This is a genomic window from Salegentibacter echinorum (genome assembly GCF_900129445.1).
In the GTDB taxonomy this organism is placed as follows: Bacteria; Bacteroidota; Bacteroidia; order Flavobacteriales; family Flavobacteriaceae; genus Salegentibacter; species Salegentibacter echinorum.
In genome coordinates this window covers 1-25,531 of record NZ_FQVT01000020.1, presented here as the reverse complement: position 1 = coordinate 25,531, position 25,531 = coordinate 1, and the positions used below count along the sequence as shown (strand labels likewise).

Annotated in this window: 22 protein-coding genes and 2 pseudogenes; 14 read left to right on the top strand and 10 right to left on the bottom strand. The window is 37.9% G+C overall.

The window, feature by feature from the left end; all coding sequences use genetic code 11:
• Window positions 1-92: 92 nt before the first annotated feature.
• The 3 genes from BUA71_RS16120 to BUA71_RS16110 form a co-directional block, all read right to left on the bottom strand.
• A complete protein-coding gene (locus tag BUA71_RS16120) occupies window positions 93-821 on the bottom strand; it encodes a metallophosphoesterase family protein (RefSeq protein ID WP_072881613.1) in 729 nt (242 codons plus the stop codon).
• Entirely contained in the window at window positions 822-1,958 is a 1,137-nt protein-coding gene (locus BUA71_RS16115; RefSeq protein ID WP_072881610.1) for an ATP-binding protein, read from the bottom strand.
• Window positions 1,959-2,288: 330 nt separating this feature from the next.
• On the bottom strand, window positions 2,289-2,690 hold the full coding sequence (locus BUA71_RS16110) for a GxxExxY protein (RefSeq protein WP_072881608.1): 402 nt from the start codon (window positions 2,688-2,690) through the stop codon (window positions 2,289-2,291).
• 582 nt (window positions 2,691-3,272) lie between these two features.
• On the opposite strand from BUA71_RS16110, the gene BUA71_RS16105 reads away from it, so the two are divergent.
• From BUA71_RS16105 to can, 9 genes are all read left to right on the top strand, one after another.
• Entirely contained in the window at window positions 3,273-4,274 is a 1,002-nt protein-coding gene (locus BUA71_RS16105) for an AAA family ATPase (RefSeq protein ID WP_072881606.1), read from the top strand.
• A 118-nt stretch (window positions 4,275-4,392) separates the two neighbouring features.
• Complete coding sequence (locus BUA71_RS16100) at window positions 4,393-5,259, top strand: DUF58 domain-containing protein (protein ID WP_072881604.1); 867 nt, start codon at window positions 4,393-4,395, stop codon at window positions 5,257-5,259.
• Between the two features lies 1 nt (window position 5,260).
• Complete coding sequence (locus tag BUA71_RS16095) at window positions 5,261-6,898, top strand: cytochrome c-type biogenesis protein (protein WP_072881653.1); 1,638 nt, start codon at window positions 5,261-5,263, stop codon at window positions 6,896-6,898.
• Window positions 6,898-7,902: a vWA domain-containing protein gene (locus tag BUA71_RS16090; RefSeq protein ID WP_072881603.1), complete on the top strand. Its 1,005-nt coding sequence runs from the start codon at window positions 6,898-6,900 to the stop codon at window positions 7,900-7,902. Before BUA71_RS16095 ends, BUA71_RS16090 begins: the two co-directional genes overlap by 1 nt.
• Before the next feature lie 19 nt (window positions 7,903-7,921).
• Window positions 7,922-8,971, top strand: a complete 1,050-nt coding sequence (locus tag BUA71_RS16085) for a VWA domain-containing protein (protein WP_072881601.1) — start codon at window positions 7,922-7,924, stop codon at window positions 8,969-8,971.
• 48 nt (window positions 8,972-9,019) lie between these two features.
• Window positions 9,020-9,862, top strand: coding sequence for a tetratricopeptide repeat protein (locus tag BUA71_RS16080; RefSeq protein ID WP_245812622.1), 843 nt, complete (start codon window positions 9,020-9,022; stop codon window positions 9,860-9,862).
• 94 nt (window positions 9,863-9,956) lie between these two features.
• Complete coding sequence (locus BUA71_RS16075; protein ID WP_072881597.1) at window positions 9,957-11,711, top strand: BatD family protein; 1,755 nt, start codon at window positions 9,957-9,959, stop codon at window positions 11,709-11,711.
• 170 nt (window positions 11,712-11,881) lie between these two features.
• Window positions 11,882-12,625: a tetratricopeptide repeat protein gene (locus tag BUA71_RS16070; protein WP_072881594.1), complete on the top strand. Its 744-nt coding sequence runs from the start codon at window positions 11,882-11,884 to the stop codon at window positions 12,623-12,625.
• A 60-nt stretch (window positions 12,626-12,685) separates the two neighbouring features.
• Entirely contained in the window at window positions 12,686-13,321 is a 636-nt protein-coding gene (gene can, locus BUA71_RS16065; protein ID WP_072881592.1) for a carbonate dehydratase, read from the top strand.
• A gap of 288 nt (window positions 13,322-13,609) precedes the next feature.
• Here can and BUA71_RS16060 read toward each other — a convergent pair whose 3' ends face one another.
• Window positions 13,610-14,170, bottom strand: a complete 561-nt coding sequence (locus BUA71_RS16060; protein WP_072881590.1) for a CvpA family protein — start codon at window positions 14,168-14,170, stop codon at window positions 13,610-13,612.
• 175 nt (window positions 14,171-14,345) lie between these two features.
• Between BUA71_RS16060 and BUA71_RS16055 the strand changes: the two genes are divergently transcribed.
• The 4 genes from BUA71_RS16055 (at window position 14,346) to BUA71_RS16045 (ending at window position 16,415) form a co-directional block, all read left to right on the top strand.
• A complete protein-coding gene (locus tag BUA71_RS16055; protein ID WP_072881588.1) occupies window positions 14,346-14,702 on the top strand; it encodes a hypothetical protein in 357 nt (118 codons plus the stop codon).
• 67 nt (window positions 14,703-14,769) lie between these two features.
• A complete protein-coding gene (gene pheS, locus BUA71_RS16050) occupies window positions 14,770-15,789 on the top strand; it encodes a phenylalanine--tRNA ligase subunit alpha (RefSeq protein ID WP_072881586.1) in 1,020 nt (339 codons plus the stop codon).
• A gap of 42 nt (window positions 15,790-15,831) precedes the next feature.
• Entirely contained in the window at window positions 15,832-16,008 is a 177-nt protein-coding gene (locus BUA71_RS17690; protein ID WP_175545978.1) for a hypothetical protein, read from the top strand.
• Window positions 16,009-16,019: 11 nt separating this feature from the next.
• On the top strand, window positions 16,020-16,415 hold the full coding sequence (locus tag BUA71_RS16045) for a hypothetical protein (RefSeq protein ID WP_072881584.1): 396 nt from the start codon (window positions 16,020-16,022) through the stop codon (window positions 16,413-16,415).
• Between the two features lie 67 nt (window positions 16,416-16,482).
• Here the strand turns inward: BUA71_RS16045 and BUA71_RS16040 are convergent, their stop codons facing one another.
• The 6 genes and pseudogenes from BUA71_RS16040 to BUA71_RS17685 form a co-directional block, all read right to left on the bottom strand.
• The gene (locus tag BUA71_RS16040) at window positions 16,483-17,478 is read right to left on the bottom strand and encodes an NAD(P)H-dependent glycerol-3-phosphate dehydrogenase (protein WP_072881583.1); all 996 of its coding nucleotides are present in this window, start codon (window positions 17,476-17,478) and stop codon (window positions 16,483-16,485) included.
• Window positions 17,479-17,591: 113 nt separating this feature from the next.
• Window positions 17,592-19,004 carry a dihydrolipoyl dehydrogenase gene (lpdA, locus tag BUA71_RS16035; protein ID WP_072881581.1) on the bottom strand — a complete coding sequence of 471 codons (1,413 nt, stop codon included), beginning with the start codon at window positions 19,002-19,004 and terminating at the stop codon, window positions 17,592-17,594.
• 484 nt (window positions 19,005-19,488) lie between these two features.
• A pseudogene (locus BUA71_RS18045) lies at window positions 19,489-20,355 on the bottom strand (2-oxo acid dehydrogenase subunit E2); the annotation flags it as partial.
• 390 nt (window positions 20,356-20,745) lie between these two features.
• A pseudogene (locus BUA71_RS18040) lies at window positions 20,746-20,964 on the bottom strand (biotin/lipoyl-containing protein); the annotation flags it as partial.
• A 20-nt stretch (window positions 20,965-20,984) separates the two neighbouring features.
• A complete protein-coding gene (aceE, locus tag BUA71_RS16025) occupies window positions 20,985-23,660 on the bottom strand; it encodes a pyruvate dehydrogenase (acetyl-transferring), homodimeric type (RefSeq protein ID WP_072881578.1) in 2,676 nt (891 codons plus the stop codon).
• Between the two features lie 158 nt (window positions 23,661-23,818).
• Window positions 23,819-23,992: a hypothetical protein gene (locus tag BUA71_RS17685; protein WP_175545977.1), complete on the bottom strand. Its 174-nt coding sequence runs from the start codon at window positions 23,990-23,992 to the stop codon at window positions 23,819-23,821.
• 826 nt (window positions 23,993-24,818) lie between these two features.
• On the opposite strand from BUA71_RS17685, the gene lysM reads away from it, so the two are divergent.
• Window positions 24,819-25,316: a peptidoglycan-binding protein LysM gene (gene lysM, locus BUA71_RS16020; protein ID WP_072881576.1), complete on the top strand. Its 498-nt coding sequence runs from the start codon at window positions 24,819-24,821 to the stop codon at window positions 25,314-25,316.
• Window positions 25,317-25,531 lie beyond the last annotated feature (215 nt).

Here is a 25,531-nt window from a genome sequence, read left to right as displayed (position 1 = left end):
AAAATAAGTTCCAGATCCTGGCACAAAAATCAATGTCAAAATGCTTGAATACAAAGATAGAAAGAGAAAGCAGGATTTTTAATAAATTCGTCTTAATTTCTGCCGTCTTCCCGCGGATATAGCTCAAAAACCGGGCTACTTTGCCAAATTTCTTTAGAATTTACATCTATTGCAGATAATTTACCTTTAAAAGCTGCTCCTGTATCTACATTCCAGATGCTCGCTTTCTTAACAGGCTCACTTTCATTTATTCTTGTTACCGGAGTATGACCAATAAAAATCTCATCGAAAATTTGTAACCTTTTTGGATAATTAAAATCTCCAGGTTTTATATTTTCATCTAACGAAAGTGCCATTTCCCACAAAGTACGGTCCCAGTAGAATCCTGTATCGTGATATTCGTGATCTGGACCATGCAAATTAGTAAAGCCGGCATGCACAAACAACCTGTTTTCTTTATCGATATAATAATTAAACATTTCTTCAAAAAACTTGATGTGTTTTTCTTTTTCTTCTGAAGAAAAATTACGGTAGGCGTCAATGCTGCTCTGTCCACCATGTTCTAACCATTTTTCGTTTAATTCCCCCGTTTTTAACCATTGATAAACCAAATCGTCGTGATTTCCCCTTAGAAAAATACAGGTATTTTGCTGCGCCAGTTCAATTAAATAAGAAACAACATTTGCAGAATCGCTCCAGCCATCTACATAATCTCCCAGGAATATAAGTTCATCTTCGGGACGCACTTTAATTTTTTCCAACAATTCAATAAGGGCCTTTAACCCCCCGTGAATATCTCCTATCGCTATACTTCTGCCCATCTAATTATATTTTACTTTTCTTAAAATTCGCATACTTTCTTTATACTTACTATAAACTTCCTCACTATAATCTTTTAAATACGGTTTCGCCGCCTCCAGCCTACCAATCGCCTGTTCAAAATTATTCAAATAACAAAGCAAATAAGTAGAAGGTAAATTATTAAGATCTTTAGCTTGTTGCTTATCGAGCGGAAGTTTCTTTTTTAAGCGTTCCACCAGTTTATCATTGATATTATAAATATGATACAGCGTTTTTTTGTCGAAATGTGGTGCCTCAAATAACAACTTACTTTCAATATCGTAACTCACATTATCCTTAAAATTTATAACCACTTCTTCCAAAGGATAATATTCATATTTATCGTAAAGACCCAAATGCACATATTCTAAAATGGTGAATTTATCGTTGGTAAGGCTTATACTCACCTGGTCCAGGTCTGAATAAAACAACTTCACCTGCTCATTGATTAATTCTATATCTACCCGGGAATAAAAGGTTCCATTTTTAGTTTTTTTCTTCTTACCTGCCCAACACACTACAAAATACTCTTTAAAGACTTTATAATTGGGATGGAAATCTTTTCGTTTTTTAAAAAAATCGAAAACGCCATCTAAGGTTAATTCGATATTATTATGCGAATGCTTTTCTATAGAATCTACTATTGCCGAGTTTACATTGGCCACTTCAATATCAAAAACTTTAGGCATACTCATACTGCCATCCCTAAAAAAAACCGAGCCACCATAATATTTCCAAATATTCTTTTTTAGGGAGCAAATTTTCCCGTGATTAGGCCTAATGCTTACCAGGCCTACCACCAAATGGCCTGGCAAGTGTGGAAACGGAATATTAGCATAAGAAATAAGTGGTGCATTACTTAAATAAGCATTTACAAGGTTTTGAATTTTACTATCATCAAAAAAATCGGTGCCAACGATCTTATTGTCTTCATCCTGAACGCCAATCACGATATAGGAATTGTTCTGCGGATTGGAATTGGAGAGGGCACAAACGTGTTTTAAAAACTTGGCCTTTCCTTCTTTTTCCCCAATATTCAGCTTCAGTTTTTTGTCGTAAAAACTGTTTTCGTCATTATGGGCAAGCAAATTTTTAATTAAAAGTCGTTTGTTAATCATTTAAGGTGCAAAATTCTGAATAAAAACATCTTCAAATTTAACCAATTAAAAGAGAATGAACACATTGCTTTTTAAGGCCTAAACTTTAGCCGGGTGTAACCACCAAGACTCTAAAACACCAAGAAGGCACCAGGTAAAAATATCTTTGTGAATTTTTGCGACTTTGTGTCTTAGTGGTAAAACCCGATTCTTCGGCGGTAGCTATCAAGATCCCAAAACATCAGGAAAAGCACCAAGTAAAAAAATCTTAGTGAATCTTTGTGCCTTTTGTGGCTTGGTGGCAAATTTCAAACACAATATCTATCAGGACGCTAATATTGGTTTGGTAAATCAAACTACAAAACGTCGAATACCATTTTTAATTTTTGGCACATTAAAATTTATGAGAAACCCCAGTCTATTTTCAGTTAACTTCAGATGACTTAATAATTGCGCCTCCCACACAGGGTTTACATTATCCAACGCCTTTAATTCACAAATTATAGAGTCTTCAACAATTACGTCTAACCTTAATCCTTCTTTAAAAATTAAATTATCATAAACTATGGGCACCACAACCTGTCGTTTATAATTTAAATTCCTTTTTCCCAATTCATAGCAAAAACAAGCTTCGTAAACTTTTTCTAATAATCCGGGACCTAATTTAGAGTGAACGGTATATGCCGAATCAACTATCTTCTTTGCTATTCTATCCAGGTTTTGCGGAATAGGTTCATATTTACTATTTTTCATAGTGTTCGAATATTAAATCAAACTACGAAATATTAGTTTAAAACTTGATAATTATTATTTTAAATGGCAATTAATTGCAGTAACCAAAACGCAATAATCTGAACTATTTAGTGAATCTTTGTAGCTTAATAAAAAAACTGAACTTCTGTATAAAGCCACCAAGACCCCAAAAAAGGCGCCAATTAAAAATATCTTAGTGAATTTTCGTGACTTTGTGTCTTAGTGGCAAAAAACCGAGTCTTCGGCTGTAGCCACCAAGACTCCAAAACACCAAGAAAGGTACCAAATAAAAATATCTTAGTGAATCTTAATGTCTTTCGTGCCTTGGTGGCTTTTTGACAAAAGTTTTCAAATAAAAATTGATAATTAACCAATAATATTTAATCATAAAAAGCTTTTATTTGCCTAATATTTTTCAGATTCTCAAAAAACATTTGGAATAATCATAAAAATTCATTTTATAAAAAAGCTCAGCCGTAAATAGGTTAACTTTTTGTTTTTTAACCATACATTAACAGCATAGACGCTAATAATTTTCCAATTTGCAGGCACTATTTTAAGGTTCTAAATACGTATAACATTATGGATAATAACTCCTCTGTAGATATTGCAAGTTTAAATGAAAAAATAGAGAGGGAAAGTGCTTTTGTTGACCTACTAAACACCGAAGTTAATAAAGTGATTGTAGGGCAAAAGCATATGATGGAACGCTTGCTTATTGGCTTGTTGGGGCAGGGACACATTCTACTGGAAGGTGTTCCGGGACTGGCAAAAACCCTGGCTATCAACACGCTTTCCCAGGCTGTTCACGGTAGCTTTAGCAGAATACAATTCACACCAGATCTTTTACCGGCCGATGTTGTTGGTACGCTCATTTACAATATGAAGGTAAGTGATTTTAGCATTAAAAAGGGTCCTATTTTCGCCAACTTTGTACTCGCCGATGAGATTAACCGGGCACCCGCCAAAGTACAATCTGCTTTATTGGAGGCAATGCAGGAAAAACAGGTGACTATAGGGGATGATACTTTTATGCTCGATAAACCTTTCCTGGTAATGGCAACCCAGAACCCGGTAGAACAAGAGGGAACCTATCCATTACCCGAAGCCCAGGTGGATCGTTTTATGCTTAAAACAGTGATTGATTATCCAGAAATCAATGACGAGCAATTAATTATGCGCGCCAATCTAAAGGGGGAATTTCCTAAGGTAAATCCCGTGGTGAGCTTAGAACAAATTTTAAGGGCACAACAGGCAGCACGAGAGGTTTATATGGATGAAAAGATTGAAAAATACATTCTCGATATTATTTTTGCTACCCGTGAGCCTGAAAATTATAATCTTAAAGATCTTAAACCGCTCATTAGTTTTGGCGCCTCCCCCAGAGGTAGTATTAACCTTGCGAGAGCTTCAAAATGTTATGCGTTTATAAAACGCCGTGGTTACGTGATTCCAGAAGATGTAAGAGCGGTTGTGCTAGATGTACTGCGTCACAGGGTTGGAATCACCTACGAAGCCGAAGCAGAAAGTATCACTTCTGAAGATATTGTACACAAAATTGTGAATGAGATTGAAGTTCCGTAGAAGTAAGTAAGCAGTCGCAGTGGGCAGTCAGGTTTTTGTTCGCCAAATACTGCATACTGAAACTGCTCACTGAGACTGCCTACTGAACACTGAGACTGAAAACTGCCCACTGAAAAAGATGGATACCAAAGAGCTTTTAAAAAAAGTAAGAAAGATTGAAATAAAGACCCGGCGTTTAAGTGACGACGTATTTGGCGGGGAATATCATTCTACTTTTAAAGGTCGCGGGATGACTTTTAGCGAGGTTAGACAATACCAATTTGGCGATGATGTTAGAAATATAGATTGGAACGTTACCGCCCGCTACAATGAGCCGTTTATAAAAGTTTTTGAGGAAGAACGTGAACTTACCATGATGCTAATGGTAGATGTTTCTGGCTCAGGGCTTTTTGGAACACAGGATCAACTTAAAAAAGAGGTTATTACAGAAATTGCCGCTACTCTGGCTTTTTCGGCTACCAAAAACAACGATAAGATTGGGCTTATGTTGTTTTCAGATAAAATAGAGCTTTATATCCCGCCCAAAAAAGGAAGGTTTCACGTGCTGCGAATTATAAGGGAGCTTATAGAATTTAAACCCGAATCTAAAAAAACAGATATTACTGCCGCCATAAAGTACCTTTCTAATGTGATGAAGAAAAAAACCATTGTGTTTATTCTTTCAGATTTTATGGACAGGGATTACCAGCAGTCGCTAAAAATAGCCGGCAACAAACACGATGTCACTGGAATTAGGGTTTATGACACTGCCGAAGAAAAAATCCCAAATTTAGGATTAGTGCCTATGTTAGATGATGAGACCGGCGAAACAATTATGGTAAATACAGGTTCAAAATCGGTGCGAAAAAATTATGCCGCGCATTACCTGGAAAATACTGCATATTTTCACGAAAGTTTCAATTTAAGCGGAGCCGGTGTAATTAATAACCGCGTAGATGAAAGTTACGTGAAAAAATTACTTGGTTATTTTAAAAGAAGAGGTTAAAATGAATACTAGGATTTCAGCATCAATACAGGGTTTTAAAGCGGAAGTTTTTCTTCTGCTTTTTATATTGCTGTCTTTTTCCACGCTTGCCCAGGAAAGTGTAGTGAAAGCCTCTATTGATTCTTCTGAAATTAAAATAGGCGAGCAAATAACCTACAATATAGAAGTAGAAACCGATTCTACTAAACTCGTGGTTTTTCCGGAAGGACAAACTTTTAACCCTATGGAAATGGTGGAATCCCTGGGTGCCGATACCACTAAAATTGAAGACCGCTTTAAATTATTAAAGAAATACAAGCTCACTCAGTTTGACTCGGGAAGTTATAGCATTCCGCAGCAAAAAGTAATTATTCAGGATAGGCAGTTCCAAACAGATTCTTTCCTGGTAGAAGTCGCTAATGTAAAAGTTGACACCAGCCGACAGAAAATGTATCCCATTAAACCGGCTGTAAAAGTACCGGAAGCTTTTAGCATTCCCACCTGGGTCTGGTGGCTAATCGCATTTTTATTAGTACTCGGGATTGTTTTTTACCTTTTGAGAAGAAGAAAAAAGAAAAAAGAAGCCGAACCAGAGTTACCACCTTACGAACAGGCAATGTTGGCTTTACAGCAGCTGGACAACTCCTCGCTTCTGGAAGACAAAGAAGTAAAAGAATACTATTCCCAGCTCACTTTTTCCATTAGAAAATATTTAGATAGGAAAATTTACGATAGGGCTTTAGAAAGTACTACTTCAGAATTAATTACTTATTTAGAACTTAGAAAAGAGGCCGGTGACCTTAGTTTAAAAGACAAGTCAGTACAGGATTTACAGCTTATTTTACGTCGGGCCGATTTAGCTAAATTCGCAAACTCCCGGCCAGATGTAATTACCGCCAAAAGTGATCGTAAAAAAATAGAACATCTCATTAAAGACGTTAGGCAGGTAGTACCTGAACCTACGGAAGAAGAGTTGATGAAAGATGAAAAATACCGCAGGGAGAAACTTCAAAAAAGAAGAAGAAACCGGGTAATTGCCGCAGTAGCCGGCGTTCTGGTTGTCGTGCTCGTAGCCGTGGTCATATTGGTAAACACCAAAGGTTTCACCTACGTAAAAGATAATCTTTTAGGACATCCAACTATGGAGTTACTGGAGGGAGATTGGATAAGAAGTGAATATGGCACCCCACCGGTAAACATCACAACGCCAAAAGTCTTAATAAGAAAAGAGGTGCCAAGAAATGAGGAGTTACAACAAATGCTTTTAGGAAGCGAAAGCTTTGCCTATGGCAGCCTGGAGAGCAATTTTTATACGCTTCTAATTACCGGCCCGGTAAGCCAGAAAAGTAACTTTAAGCTTGAAAAAGCGGTAGATGGAATTTATGAAAATCTGGAAGCCCAGGGAGCGAAGAATATTATTATGAAAGAAGAAAAGTTCACCACCCTCAACAACGCAGAAGGAATTAAGGTTTTTGGAACTTTCGATTTGGAAAATCCGGTAACCAAAGGCCCAATTAAAAAAGAATATGCCATTCTTAATTTTGGTGAAAACGGCGGCTTCCAACAAATTATGATGGTTTTTGATGAAGATGATGAGTATGCTGAAGAAATTTCCAGACGTATGGAAAATTCGGTGGAATTAAAAAGACAGGCTAAGTAATGTTTGCAAACTATACATTTGAAAATCCGGGATTCTTTTGGTTGTTGCTTTTGCTACTACCGGCTATTGCCTGGTATTTTTGGAAGCGCAAACGCCAGTCTGCCGAGCTTAAAATATCGAGTCTAAAAGGCTTTAAAGTAAAGTCTTCCCTCCTGGCTAAACTAAAACCGGTGCTTTTTATACTGCGTTTGCTAGCCCTGGCTTTCCTAATAGTAGCCATGGCAAGACCAAGAACGGTAGATGTTACCACGCAAAGCAGCAATGTTCGAGGAATAGACATCGTAATGGCGATAGACCTATCTGCCAGTATGCTGGCGCGGGATTTTAAACCCAATAGGCTGGAAGCGGTAAAAGAAGTGGCGATTGAATTTGTTGAAAACCGACCAAACGATAGGATAGGACTGGTACTTTTTGCCGGTGAAAGTTTTACAAAAACTCCAATTACCAGTGATAAAGGTATAGTATCCCGGGCATTAAAAGATATAGAATACAACAACGTTTTACAGGGCGGGACGGCAATAGGCTCTGGTTTGGCTACTTCGGTAAATCGTTTAAAAGATAGCGATGCCAAAAGTAAGGTGATTATTTTGCTAACAGATGGAGTAAATAATGCCGGATTTATTGACCCGAAAATTGCCAGCGAACTCGCAGTTGAGTTCGATATTAAAACCTACACTATTGGCGTGGGAAGCAACGGCAATGCATTATCGCCGGTAGGTATGTTACCCAACGGAAGATTTCAATATGGAATGCAAAAAGTAGAGATAGACGAAGCATTACTGCAGCAAATTGCTGCCGATACCGGTGGGAAATACTTTAGGGCTACCAATAACGAGAAATTGGAAGAAATTTATGAAGAAATAGACAGCCTGGAGAAATCGGAGATCGAGGAATTTAGATATTATAACTATGATGAGAAGTTTAGGCCTTTTGCTTTATTGGCACTTGGCTTATTGATGTTAGACATTATCTTAAGGTACACTTTGTTTAGAAGTTTTATTTAAAAGTAGAAACAGCGTTTAGATTTTGATATTAGAAGAAAAAATATACTTGTGGTTATTACTACTATTACCGGTAGTAATTTTGCTATACCTTATTCTTAGGATTTGGCAGAGACGGGCGCGTTCCCGGTTTGCAAAACCGGCTCTTCTAAACTATTTAAGTCCTAACCGCTCTAGATTTAAACCTGTTCTTAAATTAATAATCCTTCTTATCGCACTGGCGGGTATCGTGATTGGTCTTGTAAATCCAAAAATAGGTTCAGAACTGGAGACCGTAAAACGGGAAGGTGTAGATATCGTTTTTGCCATAGATGTTTCCAAAAGTATGGACGCCGAAGATATTGCCCCTAACAGGCTGGAAAAGTCCAAACAATTGGTTCGCCAAATTATTGGAAATTTAGGCAGCGACCGGGTAGGAATTATCGCTTATGCAGGAAGCGCTTTTCCGCAGTTACCCATTACCACAGATTATGGTTCGGCAAAAATGTTCCTGCAAAGCCTTAATACAAATATGATCTCCTCCCAGGGTACTGCTATTGGAGATGCGATAAAACTGGCAACCGATTTCTTTGACGATGACCAAAAAACCAATCGGGTGATGTTTATTTTAAGCGATGGGGAAGATCACGAAGGCAATGTTGAAGATATGGCCCAAAAAGCCAAGGAAGCCGGAATTAAAATTTTCACTATAGGGGTAGGAACACCAAAAGGAGGCCCTATTCCAATAAAAAGAAATGGAGTAGTTCAAAATTATAAAAAAGACAGGCAGGGCGAAACGGTAATTACCAAATTAGAAACCGAAAGCTTAAAACAAATAGCCAGAACCACCAACGGCGATTACTTTGATGGCAAGGTAACTGGCACGGTGACAGAACAGGTTAAGGAAGCCTTGTTAAATATAGAAAAAACAGAGTTTGAAGCCAAACAATATGCCGATTATGAATCTCAATTTCAATGGTTTGTAGGTTTGGCAGTCTTTTTGCTGTTTTTAGATATCTTCTTGTTAGAACGAAAAACCGGCTGGGTTAAAAAGCTAAATTTGTTTAATGAAAAAAGAAAGAGGGAGGAGTAACGCATGAAGATTTTTTCAACAAAAATAGGATTCTTAATACTAGGCTTGATGCTGAACCTTTCTGTCACAGCGCAACAGCAGCAAGAGGACGATCTAAGAAAGCAGTCCCAAAAGTATATGCAAGAAGCAGAAAGAGCAAAAGCCGAAAATGACTTCCCAATGGCAGAAGCTTCTTATCGCAAAGCCATTGCCAAAGACCCAAATAACGACGAAGCTCGTTATAATATGGGAAATTTATATTACACTCGCGAAAATACTCCCGGGGCAGAAAGTCGCTACAAAGAAGCGGCAAAAGTGGGTAGTGCGAAAGAACAAAAACACAAATCCAATCACAACCTGGGAAATGCTTTTATGAAGCAGAAAAAATACCAGGAAGCCGTTGAAGCCTATAAAAATGCCTTAAGAAATGATCCTACTGATGATGAGACCAGATACAATTTAGCTCTTGCCAAAAAAATGCTGGAACAACAACAGCAAGACCAGGATGAGAACCAGGATGGCGGGGATAACGAAAATAAAGACCAGGAGAATAAGGATCAGGAAGACAACCAGGATCAACAAAATAAAGATAAAGACCAGCAGGACGACCAGGAGAATAAAGACGGGGAAGGCGATAACGAAGGCGACCAGGACCAGCAGGATAAAGATAAAGAAGAGAAAGAAGGAGATAAAGAGCCCGAAGACCAGGAAGATGGTGAAGGCGATAAAGAGAAGAAAGAAGAAGAGCCCGGGAAGGATCAGAAGCAGCCTCAACCTACTCAGGGACAATTATCTCCTCAACAAATACAAAGTTTGCTAGAGGCTATGAACAATGAAGAGCGAAAAGTACAGGAAAAGATGAATGCTGAAAAACAAAAAGGCAGTCCGGTAAAGTCTGAAAAAGATTGGTGATATTTTTGTTGATTTCTGTAAAAAGCTCTTAAATAAAGACCAAGTTCCTATAATTATTAGAATCAAAAAAATCGCAAGAGAAAGGATTTTATAAATGAAATTGAAGTTTTTAATACTTAATATTTTACTTCTTGCTGGCCTGGGTTTACAGGCACAGGTGAAGTTTGAAGCTACGGTAAGCAAAAAGAAGCTTGGCGTAAATGAACGCCTGCGCGTAGATTTTGAAATGAACCAGGACGGAGATAATTTTAGACCCCCTTCTTTTAACGGGTTTACCGTGGTAGGAGGTCCAAACCAGGCAGTTAGTAATAGGTGGATAAATGGCAACCGCACCTATTCTAAGACCTATTCTTACTATTTACAGCCAAACTCAACAGGCAAAAAGACCATTAAGCAAGGGGAAATAACTATAGATGGAAAAGTTTACAAAACAACACCCATAGATATAACTATAACTTCGGCCGTAGATAAACCTAAGGATGGAGATAATTCTGAGCTGATTGCGTCAGATAATTTACACCTGGTGGCTGAAGTTTCTAACGCTTCCCCCTATCTAAATGAAGGTATTACCGTTTTATACAAATTGTATGTAAGTCCGCGTATTGGGGTGAGCAACTGGCGGGAAATGGACAGTCCAAAATACACCGATTTTTGGAGCCAAAACATTCAAATGAAAGGCTTGCGAGCCGAAGACGGGGAATATAAGGGTGAACCTTACAAATATGTAGTGCTTAAAAAAGCGGTATTATATCCGCAGAAAACAGGAGAATTGGAGTTAGAGCCTCTTACCCTTTCGGTAGCCGTAGATGTACCCAGCGACAGGCGTGATATTTTTGGAGGAAGAATATATAAAACGGTTAACAAAACCGTAGCCGCAGGCACAAGAACAATAGATGTGAAGCCATTACCGGCAGGAAAACCCGCTGGATTTACAGGTGCTGTGGGAAGTTTTAGTTTCAATGTAAATACCGATAAAAAGAAACTGGATGCTTCAGAATCTTTGGAAGTCGAAATTGAAGTAAAAGGGAATGGTAACCTAAACCTCTTTGAATTACCACAATTGGAAGTTCCTGCTTCGCTTGAAAAATATGCGCCAGAACGCAAGGAGAATGTGGTGACGAATTTAAATGGAAAACAGGGTTCAATTATAGATTCTTATACCATTGTGGCTACCCAAAAAGGGAAATACCCGATTAAGTCCATTAATTTCTCTTATTTTGATCCTAAAACTGAAACTTATAAAAGTTTAGCTTCTGAAGAAATAATTATTGATGTAGAAAAAGGGCCGGCGCCAGCTTCGGGGAATGCCATTGCGGGTAATAATAAGCAGGCGGTAGCATTGCCTTCTGAACAGTTTAGGTTTATAAAATTAGACACTAATCTAAAACCACTACATCAACAAGCCTTTTTTAGGTCATGGACGTTCTGGGGCTCTCTCTTTTTGCCATTTGTGGCTATTCCATTATTTATCTTCTTCGGAAAAAGGAAAGAAGCCATAGCAGCAGATGAAACCGGAAACCGGTTAAAAAAAGCGAACAAATTGGCCCGGAAATATCTTTCTGAAGCCAAAAAGAAAATAGGTGATCATCACGCTTTTTATGAATCCCTGGAAAGGGCGATGCATAATTATTTGAAAGCAAAACTGCACATTCAAACTGCCGAGATGAGTAAGGAGCGCATTTTAGAAGTGCTTCAGGAGAGAAATGTGAGCGAAGAAACCTCTACGGCATTTATTGACGTGCTTAAAAGTTGTGAATTTGCCAGATACACCCCGGCTTCAAATTCGGCACAACAGGAAGATTATGAAAAAGGAGCAAGCGTAATTTCAAAATTAGATAAAGATTTATAAAATACAGTTATTTCTGCGAGATATGCTGTATTATACAATAGTACAAAAGTGGATTTTAAACAACCACGAGAAGTGTTTATTAGAAAAATCAGCATGATGCTGAATGCATAATGCGGCAATACGAGGACTATTAATCAAGTCTATTTGCCCAGTTTAAAAATTAAAAACAGATGAAAAGGCTCGTATTTCTTTTATTATTTGTTTCGGGTTTTACACAAGCCCAAAGCGGCTTGTTTGAGCAGGCCAACGAGGCTTATGCCAATAATGAATTTGAAACCGCTATTCAGAAATATGAAGAGATTCTCGAAAATGGGGAAACTTCGGTAGCGGTTTATTATAATCTTGGCAACGCTTATTACAAACAAAACAAAGTAGCTCCCAGCATTTACTATTATGAAAAAGCCTTGCAACTGGATCCTACAGATAAAGACGTACAAAACAATATTGAATTTGCACGCAATATGACCATAGATGATATTCCGGTGGTAGAAGAAACGGGGCTTGGCAAAAGTGTTAACAAGCTCATCTCAACTTTTACATATAACACCTGGGCGTATTTAGCGATTGCGCTATCTATCCTTTTTGTACTGTTTTTTTTGTTGTATTATTTCAGTAGAAAACCAATACAGAAAAGGCTGTTCTTTGGCATTGCCAGCGTTGCATTTCTTGTAGGAGCTATATCGGTTTATTTTGCCTTTAAACAGCAAGAAATTCAGTTTAATAATCAATATGCCATCATTTTTGCCGAAGAAGCGGCTATAAAAAATGAACCTGATCAAAGAGGTGAGGTTGCATTTACTTTGCACGAGGGCACCAAAGCAAAGGTACTGGAAGACTTTCAGGGTTGGGTAAAAATAGAACTAGCGAATGGCAGCCAGGGTTGGATTAAGAACGAAAACCTAAAGAAATTGTAGGTTAAAACTGTTTTTCGCCCGGTTAGTTTTATTTAATTTTATCGCGCAAATTTATTTTCTATGAAAAAATCATATCAGGAACTTCTAGACAACAACAAAAAATGGGTAGATTCCCAATTAGCTAAGGACCCTAATTTTTTTAAAAAGCTCGCAAATGGACAGGAACCTCCTGTTTTATGGATAGGTTGTGCAGACAGCCGGGTACCGGCTAATCAAATTGTTGGTGCCGAGCCGGGAGAAATTTTTGTACATCGAAATATTGCAAATATGGTGGTGTACAGCGACATGAATATGTTAAGCGTACTGGATTATGCTGTAAACGCTCTTAAAGTTAAACATATTATTGTATGCGGCCATTACGGTTGTGGTGGTGTAAAAGCAGCTATGAGCAATAAATCTATAGGCCTTATCGATAATTGGTTGCGTCATATTAAGGATGTTTATCGCTTAAACAAAGTTGAATTAGATAGCATTGAGGATGAAGAAAAGCGTTTTGACCGCTATGTAGAATTAAATGTGGTAGAACAGGTTTTTGATCTTTCTACAACCACCATAGTTCAAAATGCCTGGAACAAAAAGCAAGATTTACATATTCACGGTTGGGTTTATGGCGTAGGCGATGGTTTGGTTAAGGACCTTGAGGTAAACGTAGGTAGCAATAAAGACCTGGATTCGGTCTTTCAGCTAAAATTTTAAGGATAGACTGCGCTGAATTCAAACTGCAATCCTATGGATTAATCAACCGACGATTTTTTTACCAGGATTATTAGCGCTAAGCAATTTACAGTAAAAATTCACCCTTTATATTTTCAGCAACTGGAAAATAAAGGGTGTTTTATTTGATAATCGAGGCTTATAACGATGCGTCTTATAATTATGGGCATTGAGAGTTCTGGGCTTACCCGGCAATCACAATAAGTTCTTCCTCATTAATACCTGAGGAACTTACCACGATTTAGATTGTTAAATACTATGTATTTTTTGTTAGAAATATTTTAATCTTTCTTCCTGTAGATTTATTCCAAACAAGTCTGTATCATCATTTAAAATATCCCGCTCTTTTGCTTCGCGGATAATTGAAGGTAAAATTGCCGGCGCTATACTTTTTATAGGACTATAAAGTTGAGATCGCTCCAGGCTCTCTTCTTCTACAAGATTAATATCTTCATTTGTAGCTGCAAAGAACATAATGATTACACTGGTCACAAAAGCTATTTTAATAAACCCAAAGGCAGCACCCAATAATTTATTGACTATTCCCAATGCTACAAATCCCGCCATTTTTGTAAGTATTTTTCCGGCCAGGGAAATAATAAAGACAATTAAAATAAAAGTAATAGCAAAAGCAATAAGATTTACATATTCTGTATCCCAATTCAAATTTTCAGAAAAAAAATCACTTAAAATATATGAAAAATGAATCGCAGCATAAATACCAACTACAAATCCTACAAGAGAAGCTACTTCGGCCAGAAGTCCCCTAAAAAAGCCCTGTACTACGCCATAGAGCAAGATTAGAGCAAGAATAATATCTACTGTATTCATAATTCAAATATAGGAATACCAAATTAACATCTGGTTATTCCATTTAATTATGTTTTAGAGCCCCTGAAGCTTTTTAAAATAAAATAGGAACTTTTTATCCTAAAGATGCAAGTAAAAATTGATAGTAACGCTGTAATTAAGCCTTTTAATTAATATAAGATATTACCTTTGTGCTATGACAAGAGATGAAAATTTGAAAGGGCGATGGGACGGCTTGCAAAAAAAGCTTTCCCAACAATTTGCCGATGGAGAATTAATGGATTTGGACGCAATCATTTATGTAATTGGGGTTCAGGAATTGGGTCAACCGCATAAAAGATTCAAAAAAGACCATAAAATAGATTTAATGCATATTGCAATTTGCCGATTGCTGGAACCTTATGGCTATTATGAATTTGATTATTTTGATGAAGACGGATGGCCACACTATAAAATTCTAGAAGAACTGCCAACGCTTAAAGCCGGTGAACAATCGGTTTTAATGAAAGAAGCAATTGTGAACTATTTTCTCGTTAATGAGTATATAGATTAAGGCTAAGCTGTGCTGCCCAAAACTACATTTTTACTAAATTTGCCGTTCTGAAAAGAAAAAGGATCTCATGATAGATAAGATTAATACACATATTGCTGAAGTTAAAGCTTTTAATGCTGAATCTAAAAAAGAAGTTGAAGCTTTTAGAATCAAGTACCTGGGAAAGAAAGGAATTCTCAATGACTTTTTTGCTTCGTTTAAAGAAGTTCCCAATGATCAAAAAAAAGCCTTTGGCCAGGCAGTTAATGCGTTAAAAAATACCGCCGAAACCAAGGTTGCCGAACTTAAGGAAACTTTAGAGGGCAAGCAGGAAGAAAAAGGTATTTATGGTGATCTATCGAAACCGGGAGAGCCCATAGAAATTGGCGCCAGACATCCTATTTCTATTGTAAAAAACCAAATTATAGAGATCTTTTCAAATATTGGTTTTAATGTTTCTGAAGGCCCTGAAATGGAAGATGACTGGCATAATTTTACCGCCCTAAACCTTCCAGAATATCACCCCGCACGCGATATGCAGGATACTTTTTTTATTCAGACAGATCCAGATATTCTACTGCGCACCCACACCTCTTCGGTGCAGGTGCGTTATATGGAAAATAACAAACCACCAATACGAACAATTTCGCCGGGAAGGGTGTTTAGAAATGAAGCTATTTCGTCCCGATCGCATTGTATTTTTCACCAGGTGGAAGGTCTTTATATTGATAAGGATGTAAGCTTTGCAGATCTTAAACAAACTTTGCTCTATTTTACCAAGCAACTATTTGGAAAGTCTAAAATTAGGCTTAGGCCTTCTTATTTTCCATTTACAGAACCCAGTGCCGAGGTAGATATTTATTGGGGACTGGAGACAGAAACCGATTACCGAATTACCAAAGGCACAGGATGGCTTGAAATAATGGGTTGTGGCATGGTAGATCCCAACGTGCTTAAAAACTGCGATATAGATCCTACCGAATATTCTGGCTTTGCTTTTGGAATGGGTATAGAAAGAATTGCAATGTTACTTCATCAAATAGGCGACATTAGAATGTTCTATGAAAATGATCTTAGATTTCTCGAACAGTTTAAATCTTCATTTTAGTTTAACCGCTGTAGCCGAGAGCTAAAGCAAAATAATTTTTCTATGAAAAAAATAGGTTTTTTTATCCTGGCTTTAGTGATCTTAGGAATCATTATCTATGTGACTTTTGTAATTGCCGTAATAAAAATAGTATTTGGAGCCATTCTCCTTGTAGTTTCTGCTATCGCTTTAGTAATTCTCTGGAATAAAATAAAGGATAAAGTAGAAGACGAATTTTAAGCGTAATTCCTATGAAAAAAGATATTCAGATTCCTGAAGTCAGCGATGTGTATGTTGCAGCCGTAAAAGTCTATAATGAAGATTTTAAAACCGATGAATGGACCGCCTATCTTATTAACGATAAAGACATTGATCTTGAAATGGCTTTAATTGTGAGTAAGGGATTTGACGGGAAGAAGGAAACTTCTACCATAAGGCATAAATTAGAGAAATTACCGGCTAAGTCTTTCGCTAAAATTGAATTTATCCAGGAAGAAATACTCGCTTTAAATAACCAGTTTCAAATCACCTTTTTCGCAAATGGCAAGATGTTTGAAAAGAAATATCTATTTAAGAAAAACAGCGTGAATAAAAACGCTCTACGTGATTTGCCTATAATTCCCGAAAAAGGAGTTTTAGCTGAATAAAACACCGTCTTAGTTTGATTATTTTGTTTTTAGATAAATCGTGGTAAAACCTGTATTATCCAAATGATTAATTAAGATTTTCAGCTAATTTTTTAATCACTTTTTTAGGGTTTTTTCCTTCGTAGAGAATAGCATATACAGCATTTATTATTGGTGTTTTCGCACCTTTTTCCTGGTTTATTTTATAAGCACTTTCTGCAGCGTAGTAACCTTCTGCAATCATACTCATCTCCATTTGGGCACTTTTTACCGTGTAACCTTTCCCTATCATGTTTCCAAACATACGGTTTCGGCTAAAAACAGAATATCCTGTTACCAATAAATCGCCCAAATAGGCAGAATCATTAATATTGCGCTTAGTATTATCTACTTTTTTTATGAAGCGCTTCATTTCCCTTATAGCATTGCTCATGAGCACGCTCTGGAAGTTATCCCCATAATTAAGTCCGTGCGCTATACCCGCTGCAATAGCGTAAATATTTTTGAGCATGGCGGCATATTCGGTGCCGTTTACATCTTTACTTAATTTGTATTTTATGTACTCGCTTTTAAGATTTTTAGCCAGAATTTTCGCTTTATTTTCATCACTACAGGCGATGGTTAGGTAAGAAAGTCGTTCCAGGGCAACTTCCTCGGCGTGACAAGGCCCTGTGATAACGCCAATGCTGTCTGCCGGAACATTAAAATATTCTTCAAAATGCTCTCCTACTATTAAACTGCTCTCTGGCACGATTCCCTTAATTGCCGAAAATATCACTTTACCTTCAAGAGAGATTTCCAAAGCGTCCAACTCTCGTTTTAAAAATGCCGATGGGATGGCAAAAATCAAATAATCGGCAGCAGCTACTGTTTTATTGATATCGTTGCTAAGCGATAACTGGTTATTATCAAACTCAACCGAACTCAGGTAATTAGGATTGTGATCTTGTTTTTTAATATGCTCTATCGCATACTGGCTACGCATATACCAGTGAATCGTTTCAACATTTTCACTTAGCATTTTTACAATAGCGGTAGCCCAGCTACCCCCACCAATTACGGCAAATTTAGGAGATGTATCCATAGGTTCTTTTAATGATATTCAAAAATAAGTAAATTTTCGGGGGTGTACTAAATGCTGAAGTTTTAATAAATTTTCTTCCATTAAATTTTAGTAAGGCTGCAGCCAGAAATCAACTATTTTGCGATATGCGTGGCCCCGCCGGTAAAGATTTCGGCTGCTTCCATTATGGTTTCAGAAAGTGTAGGATGAGGATGGATACTTAGCGCTAAATCTTCGGCGGTTGCGCCCATTTCTATAGCATTAGTGATCTCGGGAATTAAAGAACCCGCATTTTTTCCGGCAACGCCGCCGCCTAAAATCCTTCCGGAATCTGGATCTACTATTAACTTTGTGATACCATTTTTAACTCCAATTGCTATAGCGCGTCCTGAAGCCGACCATGGGAAATTTAAAACTTTTATCTTTTTCTTTTCTTTTTTTGCATCGGTTTCTGTAAGTCCGCACCAGGCAATTTCGGGATTGGTAAACACAATCCCCGGAATAGCCCGCGGATCATAACCTGCACCGGCTTCTCCGGCAACGGCTTCCGCCGCAACACGTCCCTCGTGACTCGCTTTATGCGCCAATAAAGGTTCCCCGGTTAAATCACCAATAGCATAGATATTTTCGATATTTGTTTGACGTTTAAGGTTTACTGGAATAAAACCCTTGTCATCCAATTTTATGTTACCAGCCTCCAGGTTTAGAGATTCCGTATTTGGTACACGTCCCACGGCTACCAGAACTTTATCGAACTTCTTTTCCAGTTTTTCTCCCTCCTTATTCTTTAATTGCACTTTCACTTTCTTATTTCCTACGGAAACTTCTTCCACTTTGGTATCGAAATAAAGTGTGTCGAACGGATGCTCTTTTTCAAATACTTTCACTAAATCTTTATCGGTACCCGGAAGAAACCCCGAAGTCATTTCGGCTACAGAAACTTTAGCTCCCAAATTAGCATACACACTGCCCATTTCCAGGCCAATATAGCCACCACCAATGACCAACATTTTTTTGGGAATTTCTTTAAAGTCTAAAGCATCTGTAGAATCAATTATTTTTTCGTGATCTATTTTTATATTAGGGAGTTCGCTATTTACAGAACCGGTCGCTAGAATGAGGTTTTTAAACTCCAGCTCAAAAGTTTTTTCTTCGGAAGAAACCTCCAGCAACTTCTCAGATTTAAAACTGGCTTTCCCCTGAATGTATTCAATCTTTTTCCCCTTGGAAAGCTGTCCCAGCCCGCCGGTTAATTTTTTAACGACCTCGTTTTTCCACTTATTTATTTTTTTCGGATCAATCTCCGGTTGCTTAAATTTCACACCAAAATTACTTATTGCTGCAGCTTCCTGCTTCACTTTGGTAAGATGTAATAAAGCTTTAGACGGGATACAACCGCGGTAAAGACACACCCCACCGGGATTAACCTCGGGATCGATCAGAGTAACTTTTAAGCCAAGATCGGCAGCACGAAAAGCCGCGGCGTAACCGCCCGGCCCCGCTCCAATAATCACTAAATCTTTTTTATTCTGTTTCTTTTTAGCCATCTGGTTGTTTTAAAATTAGTTGGTCTATGAATTTAGTACTCGGGATTGCAAGAACCCTTGAAGTTCTAAGATCGTCTTCGACAGGCTCTGACTGACGATAGGAACTATTAACAATATCAGCTTCTAGAAGTATATTTCCGAATTCGCCTACCTATTAGAAACCGTGTTTAATGCCGAATTTGTTATAAATATACCGCTCCGCTGGAGCTCTTTGTTCGGTCCTAAAATCTCTTTCTATAAATATTTCGCTTCTCTGAAGCTCCCTGAATTTCATCTTTCCCTGTCTGTATATTTTATTCTCAAATCTCCTTCAATTTCTTAATTCCAATCTCACTATCCTGGCGTAATATTTATTCCCAATGTGCTTAGATTCCTCCAAGCCTCGTAGAGGCGGCATATTTATAGTAAAATAAAACGATGCTCAATGAGCTCCAGCGGAGCGACATAACTATACATTATCGTGTTTTTCTCAAATTTTAAATAATTAAACTCCTAACAATGCTTTATAGGGATCTTCTAGCGCCCGGGAAATCCAATTTAAAAACCGTACTCCCTCGGCTCCATCTATCATTCTATGGTCATAAGAAAGACTTAGCGGTAAAATATCCCGGGGTTCAAGATTATCCTCAATATAAACCGGGTGTTTTTTAGCTCGTGAAACCCCCAAAATCGCTACCTGGGGGTAGTTTACTAACGGCGTAAAGTTTGTTCCTCCCAGTCCGCCAAGATTTGAGATTGTAAAAGAGCCGCCTTTCATCTCATCTCCACTTAATTTTCCGTCGCGTGCTTTTTCTGCGAGTTCGGTAATTTCTTTGGAAATATCGATAATCGTCTTTTGGTCGGCATTTCTTATTACCGGTACCAAAAGTCCTTTTTCGGTATCCACAGCAACGCCAATATGAACATATTTCTTCAGGATCATTTCCTTATTCTCCATATCTATGCTGCCGTTAAATTTTGGAAATTGTCTTAGCGCAGTCGCGGCAATTTTCACTAAAATAGCGGTAATGGTAAGGTGTCCGCCGGCTTTTTCGGCTTTCTCCTTATTTTTTTCCATATACTCCTCAATTTCAGTAATGTCAGATTCGTCAAACTGAAAAACATGCGGAATAGCACTCCAGGCATTGGCTACATTTTTGGCAGTTGCGCTGCGTATTCCAGACAAAGCTTTGGTTTCGGTTTCTCCCCATTTGCTGAAATCTGGCAGGGAAACTGAGCCGGGACCACTTCCTCCAGCCTGCTCTTGTTTATTGTGTTTTTTCACATCCTCTTTACTAATACGCCCTTTGGCTCCGCTACCTTTTACCTTGCTCAGATTTACGCCTAATTCCCGGGCAAATCTGCGTACTCCCGGAGAAGCCGGAGCATCAATTTCTTCGTCATTCTCGTCTTCTTCAGAATCTTCCGACTCCTCTTTTTCTTCAGCATCATCACTCTCAGATTCTTTTTGCTCTTTTTTAGCCTTCTTTTTATCCTTATCTCGCTCCTCATCTTCATCATCATCTTTACCTTCTTCAGCCTCATCTTCGTCGTCTTCATCATCTTTACTGGAAGCTTTATCTTCTTCGTCTTCCTTATCCTTTTTAGCCGATTTCTTTTTCTTCTTTTCTTCAGACTTCTCGTCTTTTTCTTTAGAATCAGTATCTTCTTCAGCTTCTTCTTCGTCTTCCTTTTTATTTTCTTCCGAAGTATCTTCTGATTCCTCATCTTCTTCCTCTCCGTCAGCTTCTTCCAGGCTAATGATCACATCGCCAACATTTACCTCGTCTCCCTCACTTACCTTAATCGATTTTACGGTTCCTGCCTGGGGCGAGGGAATATCAACCGAGGCTTTGTCTGATTCTACGGTAATGAGCGACTGGTCTTTTTCAATCGTATCCCCTTCGGCAACTAAAATTTCATTTACGGTTGCCGTTTCTACTCCTTCCGCTATTTGCGGTATTTTTATGTCCTTAGCCATGTTATTCGTTTTTAAGTTTATTAGGAAGTCCGCGGATTCGCCTTTTTAGCTTCAATTTTAAAGTCTTTAGCCGCTTTTTTTAGTTTTTTGCTTTCAATTTTCCCTTCCGCAGCCAGTTCGTAGAGCGCGGCATAAGCGATATGTTGGGCGTTTACTTCAAAAAAGCCTCTTAGCTCTTCCCGCGTATCACTTCTACCAAAACCATCGGTACCCAGGGTGGTTAATCGCTTCGGAAACCATTTTGCAACCGCTTCCGGCAATGCTTTTACATAATCTGAAGCCGCCAAAAACACGCCCTTTTCATCCTTAAAACATTCCTGAATATAATTATTTTCGGGATTGAGTTGTGACTTAATGCGGTTCTCGCGTTCGGTATCTATCGCATTGTCATAAAGTGCTTTATAACTGGTCACGCTCCAAATAGTCACCTGTAGTTTATAATCTTTCTCAAGGATTTCCGCTGCTTTTATAACTTCCTGCATAATTGCACCGCTACCCAATAAATGCACCTGTTTATCGGCTGCTTTTCCTGGTGCTTTTTTAAATTTATACATACCCTTTAAAACACCCTCTTTAGCATTCTTAGGCATTTTGGGCATTTTATAAGTGTCGTTAATTGCAGTAATGTAATAGCAGATGTTTTCTTTATCCACATACATTTCCTTAATTCCGGCCTGTATGATTACCGCCATTTCGTAAGCAAAAGCGGGGTCGTAGGCTTTTATATTGGGAAAAGTAAGCGCGTATAAATGACTGTTCCCATCCTGGTGCTGCAAGCCTTCTCCCGGCAAACTGGTACGACCGGAAATCCCGCCAATTAAAAAGCCTTTAGCACCGGCATCTGCGGCTGCCCACATAAGATCTGCAGTTCTTTGAAACCCAAACATCGCATAGAAAAAATAGAAAGGAATAATATTTATTCCCTGGTTCAAATAAGCTGTTCCCGCCGCGATAAACTCACTCATACAGCCGGCCTCGGTAATTCCTTCTTCTAAAATAGCGCCATCCTTGGCTTCTTTATAGTACAACAAACTATCCTGATCTACCGGTTCATACTTCTGACCTTCTGGGGCGTAAATTCCTGCCTGGCGGAATAAAGATTCCATCCCAAAAGTCCTTGATTCATCGGGAATAATAGGAGCGATTAACTTCCCTATTTTCTCGTCTTTTAGCAGTTTGCTCAACAGCTGCACCAATACACTGGTGGTAGCGGCTTCGCTATCTCCGGAACCTTTCAGGAATTTCTCAAAAATCTTTTCATCTGGCTCCTCCAAAGCTTTACTGTTGTCTTCGCGTTGGGGTATAAATCCGCCCAGATCTTTTCTGTGTTTCTTAAGATATTTAAGTTCTTCACTATCTTTTTCGGGTTTCAGGAATGGGATTTCTTCAAGATCATCATCGGAGATAGGAACATCAAAATAATCCCGAAAATGCTTTAATTCCTTTTTATCCATCTTTTTAGTTTGGTGAGAAACATTGCTGCCTTCTCCCGCGTCGCCCTGGCCATAACCTTTTATGGTTTGCGCTAAAATAATACTTGGGCTGCCCTTATGCTCTACCGCTTTTTTATAAGCATTGTAGATTTTTACTTCATCGTGACCGCCGCGTCTAAGTTTTTTGAGCTCTTCCCCGCTCATATTTTTAACCAATTTTTTTAGGTCTTCGTCATCTCCAAAAAGATCTTCTTTCATATAATCGCCATCTTCAAAAGCATATTTCTGAAGTTGACCATCGGTTAATTTATTTAGTTTTTGCAGGAGTTTATTGTTTTTATCTTTTTTGAAGATTGGATCCCAATCACCTCCCCATAAAACTTTTAGAACATTCCAGCCTGCACCGCGAAATAAACCTTCCAATTCCTGAATTATTTTGTGATTTCCGCGCACCGGGCCGTCCAAACGTTGCAGGTTACAATCTACCACGAAGATTAAATTATCCAGTTTATCGCGAGAAGCAATATTAATTGCACCCCGGGCTTCGGTTTCGTCCATCTCTCCATCACCTATAAATGCCCATACTTTTTGTTCATTTTTTTCAATGAGCCCACGTTGGTACAAATATTTATTAAACCTTGCCTGGTAGATCGCCTGTATAGGGCCTAGCCCCATAGAAACTGTAGGATGGTTCCAAAAATTGGGCATTAACCTGGGGTGCGGATAAGAAGTCAAGCCTTTCTCTGAGTGTACTTCCCTACGGAAGTTATCCAAATTCTCTTCGCTTAACCTGCCTTCCAGGAAAGCCCTGGAGTAAATGCCGGGGGAAGCGTGCCCCTGAAAATAAATATTATCTGCTTTTCCGTTTTTATCAACTTTAAAAAAGTGGTTAAAACCTACTTCCCATAAGTTTGAGATGGAAGCATAGGTAGAGATATGACCACCAAGACCAGCATGTCTTTTGTTGGTCCTGGCTACCATCGCCATAGCATTCCATCGTATATATCCCATTAGATTTCTTTCAATATCAAGATTTCCCGGATAGGCAACTTCTTCTTTTGGAGTAATAGTGTTCGTATAAGGAGTTTTAAGATGGAAACTGGTAGAAACTCCTTTTTTGTGCGCTTCATCCTGTAAAATTTCCAATAATTGGGCAGCCCTTTCATTAGACTCGTGTTTCAGAATCCAGCGGAAGGAAGCTAACCACTCTTTATTTTCAATTTCAGTTTCAGTATTATTGGAAGGTTTTTTTTCTGCAGACATAATAAAAATTTATGTGTAGTTGAATTCGTTCTATGAAAATTAGAAATTAATCTACCGCTATTCAAATGATTAACATAAGATTGTAAAGGAGTTTAAAAGACTCGTTAAAATGATTTTAAAGAAAATATCAAATTACAGTAGCTAAACATTTTTTGATGCTAGCGTGATTTTCTAAGGGCTATAATAATGGGAACAAAATCTATAAGTAGAAATATGGAGCCAAAAGCATAGAGCCAATACCATTTTATCACAATAATATCGCAAAGGCTTAAAATTGCCAGAATATAAAATACTAACCAAAGCACACGCAAAAACCATTTAATTTTTCTCATAGTAGGCTAATTAACCACCGCGGGGGCAAACTGCGGAGCTCTAGATTCCAAAAACTATCTCGAGTAACATGATACCGATTATAATACGATAAGAACTGTTCTTTCCAGCGCCTTTTAGATTGGTTGACAATTAAAACCTTTATACCTTACCAGGACAATCTAAAGTATGCGTTCGTATGCGATCCAAAAGTTATAAAGAACCAGGTTTATCTCTTGTCCTTCAGCATTTAAGTGCATGACATAAGACATAAAATTCTTATTACTGCCTTGAACTGATTGATTACTCAGTATATCATCAATAATTAAATTAAATTTATAAAATAAACACAAATATTTAAAGCTTAATAGCTTAAAAATTTAACACAAAATTAAAAATGACCAAATAAAAGCCGAATCAAAATTATATTTAATGAAGAGTTAGAGCTTAAAGAACAATTTAAAACTGACTGCACTCACATTTAACAAAATTTAAAAGGAAGGCCTTGCAATTCCCTAGGTTTTCATACGTTGATAGAGAGAAGGCTTTTTTGTAACAAGGAAGCCGATTAGTTTTTTGGTTGGTTATTTAGTTTGAAAACCGCAAACCTGGAATTATCTAAAGTTTGCGGTTTTTTATTTTACCTAACTATTTCAGGAAAAATATACGGGTATTAAACAGGTAGATTGTTTTCAGACGAGCCAGGAGTTTGTGAGTCGGTAACTATTAGAAGTACCGGGATAAATATCGAGTAGGGAGTGAAAAAACTAACAAAAGTTTAGGACACTAAATAGGTATTATAGCTTTTCCTTTCGTAATTTTCTTCGTTAATCTATTAAAACAATTGATATGGCAGTATTTTCATTTTTTGAAGAAGTAGGAGCGCAAATCTTTAACAAAGATAGGGAAAAAGAAGAAACACATGTTGAAGTTACAGATGCTAAAAAGGCCGTACTAGAAGAGCAAAATAAAGCAGCGGCAGAAAAATTATTGCACAAAGCAGCTGAGCTCAAATTAAATATTGAAAGCCCTGTAATTCATATAAAAGCAGCAACTGCGACTTTATATGGACTGGCTGAAACCCAGGATGATAGAGAAAAGATGATTCTTCTTGTTGGGAATTCTAATGGAATTGCGAAAGTAGATGACAGGATTGCGGTTAAAGAAAAAGCCCCAGAATCTAGTTTTTATACGGTGCAAAGAGGTGACAATCTAAGTAAAATTGCAAAAGAGCATTATGATAATGCTAATAAATACCAACTTATTTTTGAAGCAAACAAACCCCTGCTGGAGGATCCCGATAAGATCTTTCCCGGCCAGGTGTTAAGAATTCCACCGCGTAACTAGCGGTAAAGCTGTTAAAGAAAGGCTGTTTAGAAAGTAATCAATGTCATTACGTAGCGGTGACTATAAGGAGAAATGAAGCAATCTTATTGTTGACTCCCAAAAAGTTATAGATTGCTTCGTTCCTATCATTGACGTATTTATGTAACCAACTGTTTTTCAGAAAGTTCATATCCGAGTTTTCTTGCTATTTTCAAGATATTTCGTTGTTTTTGTTC